The organism is Paracoccus sigandri (assembly GCF_003709565.1).
GTDB classification, from domain to species: Bacteria; Pseudomonadota; Alphaproteobacteria; order Rhodobacterales; family Rhodobacteraceae; genus Paracoccus; species Paracoccus siganidrum.
This window is the reverse complement of sequence record NZ_QNRC01000001.1, coordinates 163,643-179,473: the sequence shown is the minus strand read 5'-3', so window position 1 is coordinate 179,473 and position 15,831 is coordinate 163,643. Positions and strand designations below refer to the sequence as shown.

General features: G+C 68.1%; 20 protein-coding genes. 8 read left to right on the top strand and 12 right to left on the bottom strand.

Going from position 1 to position 15,831, the window contains the following annotated elements; translation table 11 throughout:
• Positions 1–49 precede the first annotated feature (49 nt).
• The 10 genes from urtA to C9E82_RS00950 all read right to left on the bottom strand — a co-directional run bounded on the left by urtA (position 50) and on the right by C9E82_RS00950 (position 7,978).
• On the bottom strand, positions 50–1,333 hold the full coding sequence (gene urtA, locus C9E82_RS00995; RefSeq protein ID WP_119900235.1) for an urea ABC transporter substrate-binding protein: 1,284 nt from the start codon (positions 1,331–1,333) through the stop codon (positions 50–52).
• 190 nt (positions 1,334–1,523) lie between these two features.
• The gene (ureG, locus tag C9E82_RS00990) at positions 1,524–2,159 is read right to left on the bottom strand and encodes an urease accessory protein UreG (RefSeq protein WP_119900234.1); all 636 of its coding nucleotides are present in this window, start codon (positions 2,157–2,159) and stop codon (positions 1,524–1,526) included.
• Positions 2,156–2,824 (bottom strand): urease accessory protein UreF, encoded by a 669-nt coding sequence (locus tag C9E82_RS00985; protein ID WP_119900233.1) that lies wholly within the window; start codon positions 2,822–2,824, stop codon positions 2,156–2,158. The genes ureG and C9E82_RS00985 overlap by 4 nt, the downstream gene beginning before the upstream one ends.
• Positions 2,784–3,320 carry an urease accessory protein UreE gene (locus C9E82_RS00980; protein ID WP_119900232.1) on the bottom strand — a complete coding sequence of 179 codons (537 nt, stop codon included), beginning with the start codon at positions 3,318–3,320 and terminating at the stop codon, positions 2,784–2,786. The genes C9E82_RS00985 and C9E82_RS00980 overlap by 41 nt, the downstream gene beginning before the upstream one ends.
• Before the next feature lie 14 nt (positions 3,321–3,334).
• The gene (ureC, locus tag C9E82_RS00975) at positions 3,335–5,023 is read right to left on the bottom strand and encodes an urease subunit alpha (protein ID WP_119900231.1); all 1,689 of its coding nucleotides are present in this window, start codon (positions 5,021–5,023) and stop codon (positions 3,335–3,337) included.
• Positions 5,024–5,329 (bottom strand): urease subunit beta, encoded by a 306-nt coding sequence (locus tag C9E82_RS00970; protein ID WP_119900236.1) that lies wholly within the window; start codon positions 5,327–5,329, stop codon positions 5,024–5,026. It abuts the gene before it with no gap.
• 15 nt (positions 5,330–5,344) lie between these two features.
• Positions 5,345–5,905 carry a HupE/UreJ family protein gene (locus tag C9E82_RS00965; protein WP_119900230.1) on the bottom strand — a complete coding sequence of 187 codons (561 nt, stop codon included), beginning with the start codon at positions 5,903–5,905 and terminating at the stop codon, positions 5,345–5,347.
• Positions 5,906–6,217 carry an urease subunit gamma gene (locus C9E82_RS00960; protein WP_119900229.1) on the bottom strand — a complete coding sequence of 104 codons (312 nt, stop codon included), beginning with the start codon at positions 6,215–6,217 and terminating at the stop codon, positions 5,906–5,908.
• A gap of 2 nt (positions 6,218–6,219) precedes the next feature.
• Positions 6,220–7,032: an urease accessory protein UreD gene (locus C9E82_RS00955; protein ID WP_119900228.1), complete on the bottom strand. Its 813-nt coding sequence runs from the start codon at positions 7,030–7,032 to the stop codon at positions 6,220–6,222.
• A 187-nt stretch (positions 7,033–7,219) separates the two neighbouring features.
• Entirely contained in the window at positions 7,220–7,978 is a 759-nt protein-coding gene (locus C9E82_RS00950; protein ID WP_119900227.1) for a GNAT family N-acetyltransferase, read from the bottom strand.
• Positions 7,979–8,186: 208 nt separating this feature from the next.
• On the opposite strand from C9E82_RS00950, the gene ndk reads away from it, so the two are divergent.
• The 5 genes from ndk (at position 8,187) to dps (ending at position 11,503) form a co-directional block, all read left to right on the top strand.
• A complete protein-coding gene (gene ndk, locus C9E82_RS00945; RefSeq protein ID WP_119900226.1) occupies positions 8,187–8,609 on the top strand; it encodes a nucleoside-diphosphate kinase in 423 nt (140 codons plus the stop codon).
• Between the two features lie 141 nt (positions 8,610–8,750).
• Positions 8,751–9,677: an ACP S-malonyltransferase gene (gene fabD, locus C9E82_RS00940; protein WP_119900225.1), complete on the top strand. Its 927-nt coding sequence runs from the start codon at positions 8,751–8,753 to the stop codon at positions 9,675–9,677.
• Positions 9,678–9,718: 41 nt separating this feature from the next.
• A complete protein-coding gene (gene fabG, locus C9E82_RS00935; RefSeq protein ID WP_119900224.1) occupies positions 9,719–10,456 on the top strand; it encodes a 3-oxoacyl-ACP reductase FabG in 738 nt (245 codons plus the stop codon).
• 171 nt (positions 10,457–10,627) lie between these two features.
• On the top strand, positions 10,628–10,861 hold the full coding sequence (locus C9E82_RS00930) for an acyl carrier protein (RefSeq protein ID WP_119900223.1): 234 nt from the start codon (positions 10,628–10,630) through the stop codon (positions 10,859–10,861).
• A 168-nt stretch (positions 10,862–11,029) separates the two neighbouring features.
• Positions 11,030–11,503: a DNA starvation/stationary phase protection protein Dps gene (gene dps / locus C9E82_RS00925; RefSeq protein ID WP_119900222.1), complete on the top strand. Its 474-nt coding sequence runs from the start codon at positions 11,030–11,032 to the stop codon at positions 11,501–11,503.
• A 51-nt stretch (positions 11,504–11,554) separates the two neighbouring features.
• Here the strand turns inward: dps and C9E82_RS00920 are convergent, their stop codons facing one another.
• Positions 11,555–12,373: a sulfotransferase family protein gene (locus C9E82_RS00920; RefSeq protein ID WP_119900221.1), complete on the bottom strand. Its 819-nt coding sequence runs from the start codon at positions 12,371–12,373 to the stop codon at positions 11,555–11,557.
• Between the two features lie 167 nt (positions 12,374–12,540).
• Here C9E82_RS00920 and C9E82_RS00915 point away from each other — a divergent pair, with 167 nt between their 5' ends.
• Together C9E82_RS00915 and C9E82_RS00910 are read left to right on the top strand one after the other, a co-directional pair.
• On the top strand, positions 12,541–14,118 hold the full coding sequence (locus C9E82_RS00915; protein ID WP_119900220.1) for a DUF5928 domain-containing protein: 1,578 nt from the start codon (positions 12,541–12,543) through the stop codon (positions 14,116–14,118).
• A 15-nt stretch (positions 14,119–14,133) separates the two neighbouring features.
• On the top strand, positions 14,134–14,517 hold the full coding sequence (locus C9E82_RS00910; RefSeq protein WP_119900219.1) for an HIT domain-containing protein: 384 nt from the start codon (positions 14,134–14,136) through the stop codon (positions 14,515–14,517).
• A 52-nt stretch (positions 14,518–14,569) separates the two neighbouring features.
• Here C9E82_RS00910 and C9E82_RS00905 read toward each other — a convergent pair whose 3' ends face one another.
• Entirely contained in the window at positions 14,570–15,511 is a 942-nt protein-coding gene (locus C9E82_RS00905; protein ID WP_119900218.1) for an ABC transporter ATP-binding protein, read from the bottom strand.
• Positions 15,512–15,582: 71 nt separating this feature from the next.
• Here C9E82_RS00905 and C9E82_RS00900 point away from each other — a divergent pair, with 71 nt between their 5' ends.
• Positions 15,583–15,786 carry a zinc-finger domain-containing protein gene (locus C9E82_RS00900; RefSeq protein ID WP_119900217.1) on the top strand — a complete coding sequence of 68 codons (204 nt, stop codon included), beginning with the start codon at positions 15,583–15,585 and terminating at the stop codon, positions 15,784–15,786.
• The last annotated feature ends 45 nt before the right edge of the window (positions 15,787–15,831 follow it).

The window sequence follows — 15,831 nt, the reverse complement described above, 5'->3', positions numbered from 1 at the left end:
TTCCGAAAGGGGGCTGGCGGTGGCGGAAGGGCCGCCACCGCAGGGTCCGTCAATAGTTCGACTGCACCTGCACGCAGGTCTCGGTCTGGCTGTTCCACATCCCGCAGCTCTTGCCCGGCCAGTCGGCCTCCAGCACCGCCGATTCCGGCAGGAAGTCAGTCCAGGCGTCGCCCGGCACCGGGTCGGTCTGGCTGACGATGTCGAACTGGCCGTCCTCGCGGATCTCGCCGATCAGGACCGGCTTGGTCAGGTGGTGGTTCGGCAGCACCGTGGCCGTGCCGCCGGTCAGGTTCGGCACCTCAAGCCCGACGATGGCCTCCAGCACCGGGTCGACCTCGGTCGTGCCGGCCGCCTCGACCGCCTGGACCCACAGGTTGAAGCCCAGCATCGTCGCTTCCATCGGGTCGTTGGTCACGCGCTGGTCGCTGCCGATGAAGTCCTGCCAGGCGGCGATGAATGCCTCGTTTTCCGGGCTGTCCGCGCTCTGGAAATAGTTCCAGGCAGCCAGGTGGCCGACCAGGTTCGCCGTATCCAGCCCCGACAGCTCTTCCTCGCCGACCGAGAAGGCGATGACCGGCAGGTCGTCGGCCGAGACCCCGGCCGCCGCCAGTTCCTTGTAGAAGCCGATATTGGCGTCGCCATTGATGGTCGAGACGACGCCGACCTTCTTGCCGTCCGCCCCCAGCGCCACCACGTCCGAGACGATCTTCGACCAGTCGGAATGCCCGAAGGGCGTGTAGTTCACGAAGATGTCGCCCGGCGCGACGCCCTGGTCCTGCAGATAGCTTTCGAGGATGTTGTTCGTGGTGCGCGGATAGACATAGTCGGTGCCCAACAGCGCCCATTTCTCGACGCCCAGCTCCTCCATCATGTATTCCACCGCCGGGATCGCCTGCTGGTTCGGCGCGGCGCCGGTATAGATGACGTTTTTCGAGCTTTCCTCGCCCTCGTATTGCACCGGATAGAACATCAGCCCGTTCAGTTCCTCGATCACCGGCAGGACGGATTTGCGCGACACCGAGGTCCAGCAGCCGAAGATCACGTCGACATTGGACACCGTCAGCAGCTCTCGCGCCTTTTCGGCGAACAGCGGCCAGTCCGAGGCGGGATCGACCACCACCGCCTCCAGCGGGCGGCCCAGCACGCCGCCCCTGGCGTTCTGCTGTTCGACCATCATCAGGACGGTGTCCTTCAGCGTGGTCTCGGAAATCGCCATCGTGCCCGACAGCGAATGCAGCACGCCGATCTTGATCGGCTCGCCCTCTTGCGCCCATGCGCCGCCCGCCAGCGCGATGGCGCTGGTCAGCATCAGCATTCCGGTCAGCTTCGTCATGTTTCCCCTTTCCGCCCGGCCCCGGCCGGGGTCCCTGTTGAAATTCCGTGGAAGGTCATTGCCTTCGCATCTGCAGAAAGAGGCAATCAGGGGCAATTGAACAGGATTCGGGCAGGCGCGGCGGCATCCGGACAGAAGCTGACCCGAGGGCGGGCAGAGCGCGGGCGATCTGCCTGTTTTCAGGGCGGTTTCATGCCGCGCGCGGCTGCAGCCCGCCCTGGTCGATCAGGAAATCGACGATCTGGTCCACGCCCCGGCCGTGGCGCAGCGCGGCCATGACCACCGGGCGGGCAGCCCGCGCCGCGCGGGCGTCGCTTTCCAGCAGCGCGGCATCGACGCCCACATGCGGCGCCAGGTCGGTCTTGTTGACTACCAGCAGGTCGGATCGCGCCAGTCCGGGGCCGCGCTTGCGCGGGATGTCCTGCCCGGCGGCGGTGTCGATGACATAGATCGTCAGGTCGGCCAGCTCCGGGCTGAAGGTCGCGGCCAGGTTGTCGCCGCCCGATTCGATCAGCACCAGCTCCAGGTCGGGAAAGGCGGCGTTCAGGTCGGCGATGGCGGCCAGGTTGATGCTGGCATCCTCGCGGATGGCGGTATGCGGGCAGCCGCCGGTCTCGACGCCGCGGATCCGCTCGGCCGGCAGGACCTGCGCGCGCATCAGCGCCTCGGCATCCTCGCGCGTGTAGATGTCGTTGGTGACGACGGCCATCGACAGGCGCGGCGCCAGGGCGCGGGCGATCTGTTCGGTCAGCGTGGTCTTGCCCGCGCCGACGGGGCCGCCGATGCCGACGCGCAGGGGTCCATGGAGGGGGCCGTGCTGGCTCATGATCGGAAAATCCTCGTTGTCATCGTTTCGTGCCGCATCGCGGCGATGTCCGCGCCCCATGCGGCGCTGGCAAGGTCAAGCTCATCGGCGCCCGCGGCGCGATCCGCCGCCTGAAGGATCGCCGGTTGCAACCCGGCCAGCATCCGCTGGCCTTCCAGCGGACCCAGCGGCAGGAAGCGCACCGCGGCCGAGATCAGCGCCGCCGCCTGCGCTTGAAGGAAGGCCGCGAGGATTTCGGCGTGGGGCAGCGGCAGAGGCGCGCAGGCGCGGCCGAAAGCCACGGGCAGGGCTGCGGCCGGTTGGACCCGGCCGGTCAGCGCGGCGATATTGGCGGCGAAGGCGGCGCCCTGTTCGGCCGTCTCGGCCAGCCGCTGGCTGGAAGGGCAGGCGGCGCGGGCCAGGTCGTCCAGCGCCGCGTGATCGGCACCGGGCCGCAGCGCCAGGGCCGCCAGCACCGCATCGGTCCAGCCCGCGCCGTGGTCCAGCCAGTCGGAAAGCCACCCAGGCAGGGTCTCGCGCGTGGCCATGCCGGCATCCATCGCCCATTCCAGCCCCTGCGACCAGGCGAAGCCGCCCACCGGGAAGGCGGGCGACAGGACTTGCGCCAGCCGCAGCCGCGCCGCCTCAGGCGTGATCGTGGTGATGGGTGGCCTGGCCATGCCCATGGTCGTGTCCGTGCGGATGGTCATGGTGCTGCGAATGCCCGTGCCCGTGATCGTGATCCTGTCCATGATCGTGGCCGAAGGTGCGGCCATGGCCATAGGCGCCGCCTTCGGGGCGGAAGGGCAGCTGCTTGTGGCAGATCTCGGCGCCCAGCTGGCGCAGCATGGCCTCCAGCACGTGATCCTGGCGGATGATCAGCCGGTCGGCCTCGATCCGGCAGGGGGTGTGGCGGTTGCCGATATGCCAGGCCAGCCGCGCCAGGTGGCCGCGGATCACGATCACCGGCTCGGGCGCGGCGCGCACGACGATCTGGCGGCCGTCCGACAGCTCGAAGGCGTCGCCGTCCTCCAGGCTGGTGACTTCGGGCAGGTCGACCAGGAAGCTGTCGCCCCCACAGGTCAGTTTCCGGCGCCGCAGCAGGCGGCCCTCGTAATCCAGCGAGATCTCTGCGTCGAAAGGCGCCGGGGCATTGCGGATGATGCTGTTGGCCGTGATCATGTCGTGGTCCTCCCTCAGAAGAGGAAATAGCGCTGTGCCAGCGGCAGTTCCGTCGCGGGCTCGCAAGTTAACAAAGATCCATCGGCGCGGACCTCGTAGGTCTCGGGATTGACCTCGATTTCCGGCATGGCATCGTTCAGCGCCATGTCCGCCTTGCCGATGTTGCGGGTGTTCTCGACCGCGATCAGGGTCTTGCCCAGCCCGTCGCCCGCGCCGGCCTCCAGCCCCGCCTTGCTGACAAACAGCGCCGAGGCGCGGCCCGCATGGCCCCACATGGGCCGCGAGAAGATCGGCTGCACCGGGATCGAGCCGTTCGGGTCGCCCATCTGCGCCACGCTGATCTGGCCGCCGACCAGCACCATCTCGGGCTTCGCCGCGAAGAAGGCGGGGGACCACAGGACCAGATCGGCGCGCTTGCCGGGCGCGATGCTGCCGATATGGGCCGAGACGCCATGCGCGATGGCCGGGTTGATCGTGTATTTCGCGATATAGCGCCGCGCGCGCAGGTTGTCGTTTTCGCCCTGTTCCTCGGGCAGCCGGCCGCGCTGGCGGCGCATCTTGTCGGCGGTCTGCCAGGTGCGGATGATGACCTCGCCGATCCGTCCCATGGCCTGGCTGTCCGAGGAAATCACGCTGAATGCGCCCAGGTCGTGCAGGATGTCCTCGGCCGCGATGGTTTCGCGCCGGATGCGGGATTCGGCGAAGGCCACGTCCTCGGGCACCCGGCGGTCCAGGTGGTGGCAGACCATCAGCATGTCCAGATGCTCCTCGATGGTGTTGCCGGTATAGGGCCGCGTCGGGTTGGTGGACGAGGGCAGCACATTCGCCATGCCGACCATGCGGATGATGTCGGGGGCATGGCCGCCGCCCGCGCCCTCGGTGTGATAGGCGTGGATCGTGCGGCCGGCGATGGCGGCCATCGTGTCCTCGACGAAGCCGGATTCGTTCAGCGTATCGGTGTGGATCATCACCTGGATGTCCATCTGGTCCGCGACCGTCAGGCAGTTGTCGATGGCGGCAGGCGTGGTGCCCCAGTCCTCGTGCAGTTTCAGCGCGCAGGCCCCGGCGCGGATCTGTTCCTGAAGCGGCGCGGGCAGCGAGGCGTTGCCCTTGCCGGCGATGCCGATATTCACCGGCAGTTCCGCGCAGGCTTCCAGCATCCGGGCGATATGCCAGGGCCCCGGCGTGCAGGTGGTGGCCAGCGTGCCATGCGCCGGGCCGGTGCCGCCGCCCAGAAGCGTGGTGACGCCGGAATGCAGCGCGTGATCGACCTGCTGGGGACAGATATAGTGGATATGGCAGTCGAAGCCGCCCGGTGTCAGGATCCGGCCCTCGCCGGCGATGATCTCGGTCCCCGGCCCGATCACCAGGGTCACGCCGGGCTGGGTGTCGGGATTGCCCGCCTTGCCGATCCCGGCGATGCGGCCGTCGCGCAGGCCGACATCGGCCTTCACGATGCCCTGGTGGTCGAAGACCACGACGCCGGTGATGACCGTGTCCATGGCGCCGCCCTCGCGGGTGATCTGCGACTGGCCCATGCCGTCGCGGACGACCTTGCCGCCGCCGAACTTCACCTCTTCGCCCGGAATGGTCAGGTCGCGCTCGACCTCGATCAGCAGTTCGGTATCGGCCAGCCGGATCCGGTCGCCGGTGGTCGGGCCATACATCGCGGCATAATCGGGGCGGGAAAGACGCGCAGCCATCTACAGCGCCCCCATGATGTCCTTGCGGAACCCCTGCACGATGCGGCTGCCCGCGAAGGGGATCACGCGGACCTCGCGCGTCTGGCCCGGCTCGAAGCGGACGGCGGTGCCTGCCGGGATCGCAAGGCGCGTTCCGCGGGCGGCGGCGCGGTCGAAATCCAGCGCCGGGTTGGTTTCCGCGAAGTGATAGTGGCTGCCGACCTGGATCGGGCGGTCGCCCGTATTGGCGACCAGCAGCGTGACGGGCTCGCGGCCCGCGTTCAGCTCGATCTCGCCGGGGGCGGGCAGGATCTGGCCGGGGATGATGGCGGGGGACATAGCTCAGCCTCCGAAGGTCAGGGCGAGACCGGCCAGCGCGGTGCCGCCGCCCAGCCCGCGCAGCAGGGTGCCGCGCTGCAGCAGCCGGCCGATGCCGATCCCCGCCAGATGCAGCGCCATGGTGGCGATGGCGAAGCCGAGGGCATAGGGGACCAGCCCATGCGCCGGCCCTTCCGCGCCATGCGCCCAGCCATGGGCGAAGCCGAAGACCGCCACGCCCGGCACCAGCACCGCCAGCGGCAGTCGCGCCGCCATCGCGACCAGCGCGCCCAGGATCACCACCGAGGCGAGGATCATCGGCTCGACGCCGGGGAAGGGCAGCCCGGCCCAGCCGGCAAGCCCGCCCGCGACCATCGCGCCGACGAAGGCCATGGGCAGCGCCCACAGTGCGCGCTTGCCGATCTGCGCGGCCAGCAGGCCAAGCGCGGCCATGGCCAGCAGGTGGTCGGCCCCGCCGACGGGATGGGTCAGCCCGCCCAGGAATTGCCCCTGGTCATGGCCGGGATGGGCCAGCGCCATCTGCGGCAGAAGCGTGGCGACGGCGAAGATAGAAAATCTTTTCATTCAGTCCTCGTGGCGGATCGGGTGATGGACGGTGACGAGCTTCGTTCCGTCGGGAAAGGTGGCTTCGACCTGCACCGATTCGATCATCTGGGGCACGCCGGACATGCATTGGCCAGCATTGACGACATGCGCGCCCGCCTGCATCAGCTCGGCGACCGAGCGGCCGTCGCGCGCGCCCTCGACCACGAAATCGGAGATCAGCGCGATGGCTTCGGGATGGTTCAGCTTGACGCCGCGCGCCAGCCGGTTGCGGGCGACCATCGCGGCGAGCGAGACCAGCAGCTTCTCGCGTTCACGGGGGGTTAGGTTCATCGTCAGACCTGCCAGATGCGGGGAAGGGGGTCGGGGCGCAGCGCCGCCAGCAGCCGGTTGACCTGGCGGCGCAGGGGCCAGCCGTCATCGGCCAGCAGCCGCAGGACCAGCCGGCCGGGCGGCGCGCTGGCCGCCCCGGTCACGCCGGGCTCGTCGAGGACGGCACGGGCGCGGGCCAGCAGGTCGGGCGCGTGGGGCGCGATCATCGCCAGCGTCGCCATCGCCCGCGCCCCGCCCAGCATGGCCGGGCCGGACAGGCGCGGCAGCCCGGCATCGTCAAGCGCGAAGGCATCGTGATGGACGATCCAGCCGGCCTGCCGGACGCTGCGGCGGTCGCGCAGATCCAGGCGCGACAGGCGCTCGCCCATGGCCAGCCGGCCCAGCACGATCATCTCCAGCAGCAGGCAGCCGGCGCCGGGGGCCAGGTCGACGCTGGTGTCGCGCATGAGTTTCGCGCCGTCGAACAGGATCGTTTCTTGCGGCAGCCAGTCCAGCCAGCCGCCCTCGCCCACCGACAGGCGGACCGAGACCTGGGCGGGCGCCCCTTCGGCGCGATAGGCGCGCTCGGCCGTCTGGGTGGTGGCCAGGGCGCGGGTGCCGGGCGCCAGCGCAAGGCCAAGTTCCAGCCGGTCGCCCGCCGCCAGCCCGCCCGAGGTGTTCAGGAAGACGATCTCGGGCAGGCCGGCCGTCACGCGCGGCAGCATCGCCTTGGCCGAGCCCGATTGCGCAAGATCGACAAGCCCGCGCGACCCGAGGCGGACCATCGCCGCTCCGCGGCTTCGCTGCATCATTCCGGTGGCGCCCATGTCGAACATGCCCCCATCAGGGCGGCGGGCTCCGGGGAAGGTCAATCGCGGCACCGGGGCCGGATGCCCGCAATCCGGGCAGTGCCGGCGGTTCTGCGCAAATCATGTGCTGAAGGGTCAAAACGCGGGCAGTCGGCGAAGCCTGCGGCCGCGTTCTGCCCGCCGGGCGATCAGAAAATCCGCGGGTTGCCTGCCGTCACAGCGCATCCGCGCGCAGCAGGCGCTTTCGCGAATCGGGAATGGTGCCGATCTCGACCCCGGTGAAGACATGCATGGTCTTCAGCGCCGGATCGACCACCGCATGGTCGCTGACCCAGCCGCCCATGGCCAGGTAGCTGCGCAACAGCGGCGGCATCGCGGCCATGGCGCGGCGCGGATCGGGCTGGCGGCGGGCCAGCGCGCGGGCGAAGCGGAACACGTTGGGCGCCTTGACGCGCGGCAGCCAGCGGCGCGGCGCCAGGTGGCGTTCCTTCAGCATGGCGAAGGCCTCGGCATGGGCGTCGGGCTCGGTCCCGATGAAGCTGGAGCAGCCGAACAGCAGCCGGGTGCCGTTTTCGTCCACGAAGCGGGTCATCGCCGCCCAGGCGATGCGCAGGATGTTGGGGTCGCGCCATTCCGGGTGGATGCAGAAGCGCCCCATCTCGACCATCGGGCCTTCAAAGCTTTCCAGGCAGGCCAGGTTGTAATGCTGCGCCGAATAGCTGCGCCCGATCTCGTGCCCGCCGGCCAGGGGCAGGAAGCGGAAGGTGCAGACCAGCCGGCCGGTCGCGATCTCCTCGACCAGCATGTGGCGGCAGTCGGCGTCCATGTGGTCGGCGTCGACCAGCGTGCCGTCATCCTCGGCCGTGCCGTTGCGCGCGACGAAGCACAGCCAGCGCAGGCGTTGGGCGGCACGGAGATCGGTGGGCGTTTCGGCCAGGCGGCCCTGATAGCGACCCTTGCGAAGCGGCTGCATGTCGGCGGCACCCCTGATTGATCGGGCGAAGAATAGAACAGATTTATGTCGGAATCGCGAAAGGACATAGCGCGAAATCACATCCGTTCAAATCCGCTTCCGAACGCCTGTGCGCGGCGCTGCTTGCCGGGCGCGGCCAAGCCTGTTAACCGGGCGGCGCAAATCGACATGGCGGGCTTTGCCCGCCGCTAAGGATGAAGGTAAAGCCATGGCCATCGAACGCACTCTCTCGATCATCAAGCCCGACGCCACCAAGCGCAACCTGACCGGCAAGATCAACGCCAAGTTCGAGGATGCGGGCCTGCGCATCATCGCGCAGAAGCGCATCAAGCTGTCGCCGGAACAGGCCGGCAAGTTCTACGAGGTCCACAAGGAGCGCCCCTTCTATGGCGAACTGGTGGAATTCATGGCCTCGGAACCCGTCGTCGTGCAGGTCCTGGAAGGCGAGGGCGCCATCGCGAAGAACCGCGAAGTGATGGGCGCGACCAACCCGGCCGACGCGGCCCCCGGCACGATCCGCAAGGAATTCGCCCTGTCGGTCGGCGAGAACTCGGTCCACGGCTCGGACGCGCCGGAAACCGCCGCGCAGGAAATCGCCTTCTTCTTCTCGGGGCTGGAACTGGTCGGCTGACCTTGTCCCTGCCGGCAGACGGACGGATCGGGGGCCTTCGGGCCCCCTTTTTCGTGCCGCATCCGGCGCGGTTCGGTTGCGGTGGCGGGGTCTGCGCGATATGCCGGGACGACAATAAGCACATGATGAGGGGGTTCTCGTATGCGGGCATTCGTGTTTCCGGGACAGGGGGCGCAGACCGTGGGCATGGGGCGCGAACTGGCCGAAACCTATCCGGCGGCGCGCGATGTCTTCGACGAGGTGGACGAGGCGCTGGGTGAAAGCCTGTCGGCGCTGATCTGGGACGGCGATATCGAGACCCTGACCCTGACCCAGAACGCCCAGCCGGCGCTGATGGCCACCTCAATGGCGGCCTTCCGGGCGCTGGAGGCCGAGGGGTTCAACATCCTGGACGCGAATTTCGTCGCCGGCCATTCGCTGGGGGAATATTCCGCGCTCTGCGCCGCCGGGGCGCTGACCCTGGCCGATACCGCGCAGCTTCTGCGGCTGCGCGGGCAGGCGATGCAGGAGGCGGTGCCGGTCGGGCAGGGGGCGATGGCCGCGATCCTGGGGCTGGATTTCGAGACGGTGGACCGCATCGCGCGCGAGGTGGCGGGCGACGAGGTCGTGCAGGCGGCCAATGACAACGATCCGGGGCAGGTGGTGATCTCGGGGCACAAGGAGGCGGTCGAGCGCGCCGCCGCCGCGCTGAAGGAGGCGGGCGCCAAGCGGGCGCTGATGCTGCCGGTCTCGGCCCCGTTCCATTCGGTGCTGATGCAGCCGGCGGCGGCGGTGATGGCCGAGGCCCTGGCCGGGGTCGACATCCAGCCGCCCGCCGTGCCGCTGATCGCCAATGTCCGCGCCGAGGCGGTGATCGAGCCCGGCGCCATCCGCCGCCTGCTGGTCGAGCAGGTGACCGGCACCGTGCGCTGGCGCGAATCGATCGCCAACATGGCCGGCGCCGGCGTGGTCGAGTTCTGGGAGATCGGCGCGGGCAAGGCGCTGTCGGGCATGATCAAGCGCATCGCCAGGGATGCGGTGGTCAGGAATGTCGGCGTGCCGGTGGATATCGCGGCGCTGAAGGGCTGAGCGGGTCTTTTGGGTATTTGGACAACGAAGAAGGGGCAGTCATGTTCGATCTGACCGGACGGAACGCGCTGGTGACGGGCGCATCGGGGGGCATCGGCGGCGCGATCGCCGGGGCGCTGCACGCGGCGGGGGCGACGGTCGCCCTGTCGGGCACGCGCGAGGCGCCGCTGCGGGAACTGGCCGAAGCCTTGGGCGCGCGCGCCCATGTGGTGCCCGCGAACCTGTCGGATGCGGAATCGGTGCTGGCGCTGCCGAAGGCGGCGGCCGAGGCGATGGGCTCGGTCGATATCCTGGTCAACAATGCCGGGATCACGCGGGACAACCTGTTCATGCGCATGTCCGACGAGGAATGGGCGCAGGTGCTGGAGGTGAACCTGACCAGCGTGTTCCGCCTGAGCCGCGCGGTGCTGCGCGGGATGATGAAGGCTCGCTGGGGGCGGATCGTCAACATCACCTCGGTCGTGGGCGCCACGGGCAATCCGGGGCAGGGCAACTATGCCGCCGCCAAGGCCGGGCTGGTCGGCATGTCGAAGAGCCTTGCCCATGAGGTCGCCAGCCGCGGCATCACCGTCAATTGCGTGGCCCCCGGCTTTGTCGAGACCGCGATGACCGGCAAGCTGAACGAGGAGCAGAAGGCGAAGATCCTGACCCAGATCCCGGCCGGGCAGATGGGCCGGCCCGAGGACATCGCGGCCGCGGTCCTGTATCTGTCCAGCGCCGAGGCGGGCTATGTCACCGGCGCCACGCTGCATGTGAATGGCGGCATGGCGATGATCTGACCGGCTGTGCGCCGGCGCAACTGTGCTGGGTAAAAGCATTGAAAAGCGGTTGCATGACGGCTTATCGGTGCTATATCCCCGCGCTTAGCAGCAGGGAAACCGCCCTGTGCTGAGGCAGGCCCATGGCTTGCGCAAAAATTGGGCGGATGCCCGCGAATGTGAGGATATGACATGAGCGATATCGCTGATCGCGTGAAGAAGATCGTGGTTGAGCATCTGGGCGTGGACGAGGACAAGGTGGTCGAATCCGCCTCGTTCATCGACGATCTGGGCGCCGACAGCCTCGACACCGTCGAACTGGTCATGGCTTTCGAAGAGGAGTTCGGCATCGAGATCCCGGACGATGCCGCCGAAACCATCCAGACCGTCGGCGATGCGGTGACCTTCATCAAGGGCGCGCTCTGATCCTTCGGGCAGGCCCTCGCCGATCAACGGCATTCGGAAACGGCGCCTTCCTGGAAGGCGCCGTTTTCCGTTGGGTGCCCATGCGGCCGGCGCAAGTCGGCCATGCCTGCGGGAACCGCGCGCGGCCGGGCGGGTTGGTCTGTCGAAATTCCGAGAAAGGGGACGATCATGGCCGTCAATATCAAGGGGCTGACCGACAATGCCCGCAAGACCGCGATTTCCGAGCTGAACGCCCGGCTGGCCGATGGGCTGGCGCTGGCCCTGGCGGTGAAGCAGGCGCATTGGAACGTGAAGGGGCCGAACTTCATCGCCGTGCATGAGCTGTTCGACAGCGTCCATGCCAACCTGCAAGAGCATCTGGACATCTTCGCCGAGCGCGTGCAGCAGCTGGACGGCGTGGCCGAGGGAACCGCCGAGGTGGTCGCCAAGACCAGCACGCTGAAGGCCTATCCGACCGACCTGACGAAATCCGCCGACCATATCCGCGAGATCTGCGCGCGGATGCGCGATCACGGAGAGAAGCTGCGCGCCGCCATCGATGCCACGGACGAGGCGGGCGATGCCGACACCGCCGACATCTTCACCGCCGCCTCGCGGGTGGCGGACAAGGACCTGTGGTTCATGGAAAGCCATCTGGAGTGACGGCACCCCGCTGACGGGGAAGGGGCGGCGCCGGCGCCGCCCTTTTTGCCGTCAGCGGCCCAGCTTGGCGTGAACCTCGTCCAGGTCGATCTCGCCGATGGGCAGCTTGTTGTCCGGGTCGTCGAAATCATAGCGGAACAGCTGGAAATCGTCCTTGTAGATCTCCCAGATCAGGTGCCGCGACAGGTCGTCGAAATAATCGCTGACCTTGTGGGCGCGCTTGGGGCCGTGGCCTTCGGATTCGTTGAAGCGCGGCACCGCGGCCAGATCGACCGGCACCGGCGTCCGGGCCATGTCCAGAAGCTTGCGCATCCCGTCGTTGAAGGTCTCGGTGAAGAAGATCTGGTCGTAATGGCCGCCATTGACGATGAAGGTCGAGATATGGCCCGACATGGCCGACCAGTGGATGTCCGGCTCCATCGGGCGGCGCCAGCGGATGGTGTCGCGGGCGAACAGCAGGAAGCGGCGGAAGCTGGCCACCTGGTCGAAATCGAAGCCGTTTTCCGGGCTGCCCACGTCGATACCGTAGCGCTGGGTCAGCTGCGGCACCAGGTTGCCGCGATAGCGGCGGCCGTTGCGCTGGATGCCGGCGATCTTGTCGAAGAACGAGGACAGGATCCGCGCATAGGGATTGCGCACCACCGTGAAGCTGGGCGCCTTGCCCTTGCGCACCGCCGCCTCGATCGCCTGCTGGCTGTGGTCCTGGGACCATTTGTGCAGCCCTTCGGTCGAATCGTGGATGTCGCCGTCGTAGAACCGGCCATGATCCGAATAGAACATGATCTGCCCGATGGTCGAGCAGGCGCATTTCGGCACCACCCGATAGATCATGCTTTCGCTTTCGGTCATCCAGACGCCGGGAAATGCCATCCTGTCTTACCTTCCACTAGTCCGGCAAAGCGCCATCCGGGGGGCCGTATCCGACCGAACGGCTTGCCCGTGCGTTGAAAATTGCTAGAGACAAAAAGCAAATCGGCGCGCGTTTATCAACGCCCTCCGTCGCATTGATTTCAATTGTCAGGATTTTCCCTGAAGCCATGGCCCGCATCGCCTTCATCCTGCTGACCCACAAGGACCCCGAGGGGGTGATCGCGCAGGCGCGGCGGCTGACGGCCTCGGGCGACTATGTCTCGATCCATTTCGACGCCCGCGCCAGCGCCGAGGATTTCCGCACCATCCGCATGACGCTGGCCGGCGATCCCGGCGTGACATTCGTGCGCAAGCGGATGAAATGCGGCTGGGGCGAATGGTCGCTGGTCGCCGCCACGCTGGAGGCGCTGCGCGCGGCCGCCGACGCCTTTCCGCAGGCGACGCATTTCTACATGCTGTCGGGCGACTGCATGCCGGTGAAATCGGCCGAATATGCGCATGATTTCCTGGATGCCGAGGATTGCGACTTCATCGAGAGCTTCGATTTCTTCGCCAGCGACTGGATCAAGACCGGCATCAAGGCCGAGCGGCTGATCTATCGGCACTGGTTCAACGAGCGCAAGCAGAAGGCGCTGTTCTATGCCAACATGAACCTGCAGCGCCGCCTGGGCCTGCAACGCGCCATCCCGGCCGACCTGCAGGTGATGATCGGGTCGCAATGGTGGTGCCTGCGCCGCGACACGGTCGAGCGCGTGCTGGGCTTCTGCGACGCGCGCCCCGACGTGATGCGCTTCTTCGCCGGCACCTGGATCCCGGACGAGACCTTCTTCCAGACGCTGGTCGCCCATCTGGTGCCCCGGCGCGAGATTCGCACCCGCACGCTGACCTTCCTGATGTTCACCGATTACGGGATGCCGGTGACGCTGTATAACGACCATTTCGACCTGCTGCTGCGCCAGGACTATCTGTTCGCGCGCAAGATCAGCCCCGAGGCGCTGGAGCTGCGCGAGCGGCTGGGGGCGCTGTGGCAGACGACGGGCGCGCAGTTCCCGATCTCGGACGAGGGGCCGCGGCTGTTCCGCTTCCTGACCGGGCGCGGCCGCGTCGGCCGCCGCTTCGCGCCGCGCTTCTGGGAAACCGAGGGCAGCCTGGGCCGGTCACGCATCGTCCACCTGATCGTCGCGAAGAAATGGCATGTCGCCAAGCGCCTGACCCAGGCCATCCGCGAACTGACCGAGATTCCCGCCGTCGATTACGTCTTCAACGAGCTGGAGGCCAACCTGCCCGACATGGGCGGGGTCGCCTCGTCGCTGGACAAGCGGCAGCGGCACCGGCGGGCAGTGGTCAAGATGCTGTTCGACCAGCTGGAATCGCAGCAGCTGGTGCTGTGCCTGGACCCCTCGGCGCTGTCGCTGATCGCGGATTTCGCCTCGGACCGGGCCGAGACGCGGATCCTGTTCGTCGACAGCCCCTTCGACGACGACTACCTGCGCGGCCACATGTCGCGGATCGGGCTTGCCGGTGCCACCACCCCGCCCGAGGTCGTGGCCCGGCTGCTGCCGGTGGTGCGCGACGACCTGGAACACGAGGCCGAGCGGCTGCGCGACATGGAATTCAACCGTTTCGAGGTGATCGCGCCCGGCCGGTCCGCCCAGCAGAATGCCCAGGCGATCCAGCGCTTCCTGGATATCGCCCCCGAATCCGCGCATGATCTGGCGCAGATCCCGCATCTTTTCGACGACTGAGGAAAGGACCCGCCGATGGCACCCGCCTATGACGACAACAACATCTTCGCGAAGATCCTGCGCGGCGAGATCCCGAACGATACCGTCGCCCAGAACGACCACGCGCTGGCCTTCCGCGACATCCGCCCGCAGGCGCCCAGCCATGTGCTGGTGATCCCGAAGGGGCGCTATGTCAGCTATGACGATTTCGCGGCCAATGCCTCGGATGCCGAGATCGTCGGCTTCACCCGGCTGTGTGCCCAGGTGGTGGCGATGGAGGGGATCGGGCCGGAAAGCGGCGGCCAGGGCTTCCGCGCCATCACCAATACCGGCGAACATGGCGTGCAGGAGGTGCCGCATTTCCACCTGCACATCCTGGGCGGGCGGCTCATGGGGCCGATGCTGTCGCGGCCGGGCTGACGGGCGGCGAGGCCGGTCTCAGCCCCGCGTCAGGTTCGGCCCCCCGTCAGCCTCAGCCCCGCGTCATCTCGACGAAGACATCCTCCAGGTCGGGCTGCTCGCTGGCCACGTCCAGGATCGGCACGCCCGCGCCGCGCAGCGCATCCAGCAGCGCATCGGCCCGGATGCGCGAGGGCGGATAGCTGATCGCCAGCCGCCCGTCGGCGCGCCATTCCGGCCGGGCGCCCTCGGGCAGCGCGGGCAGGGCGACCCGGCCGCCCGCGTCGATCACCAGCGTCTTGCCGTCCATCCCGCCCAGCAGCGCGCGCGTCGCCTGCCGCACGACCAGCTCGCCATGGTTGATGATGGCGATCTCGTCGCACATCTGTTCGGCTTCCTCCAGGTAATGCGTGGTCAGGATGATGGTCATGCCCTGCCGGTTCAGCTTGCGCACATTGGCCCACAGCATCTCTCGCAGGGTGATGTCCACGCCGGCGGTCGGCTCGTCCAGCACCAGGATCTGCGGGCGGTGGACCAGCGCCTTGGCCAGCAGCAGCCGCCGCTTCATGCCGCCCGACAGGTTGCGGGCATAGGCCTCGGCCTGGTCGGTCAGCCCGACCAACTCCAGCAGCTCGTCCGTCCAGCGTTCGCGCTTGGGCACGCCATAGAGCCCCGCCTGAACCTCCAGGCTGGCGCGCGGGGTGAAGAACGGGTCCATGTTCAACTCCTGCGGCATCACCCCGATGGCGGCGCGGGACTGGCGCGGGTTCACGTCCTGGTCGAAGCCCCAGATCGTGACATGCCCGGCGCTCTTGTTGACCAGCCCCGCAAGGATGTTGATCAGCGTCGATTTCCCCGCCCCGTTCGGCCCCAGAAGCCCGAAGATGCAGCCGGCGGGGATCGCCAGGTCGATGCCCTTCAGGGCCTGTTTCGCGGGCGCGTTGCCGCTGGCCGCATAGGTCTTCCGCAAACCCGTGATCTGGATGGCGTTCCTGGCTGTCGATCCGTCTGGCATCCGGCCTGTCCTCCGGCTAATATCGCAGCCCGACATATCCCGCGTTTCGCGTCAAAGCTCAAGGAACCGCCATGACCGCTGCCCGCCCGGAACACGCCGCGCCCGAAACCCAGATCGTGACCAGCTGGAAGGTCGCCTGCGACGGCGACGAGGCGGCGGGCCTTGGCCATCCGCGCGTCTGGCTGCCGATCCCGCGCGACACCGGCTGGGTCGAATGCGGCTATTGCGACAAGCGCTTCGTCATCGACTGCGACCACGCCCACGACGACCATTAGGCGCCCCGCCCCGCTGGTCAGCCGCGCCGCCTGCCGCTAACCTGC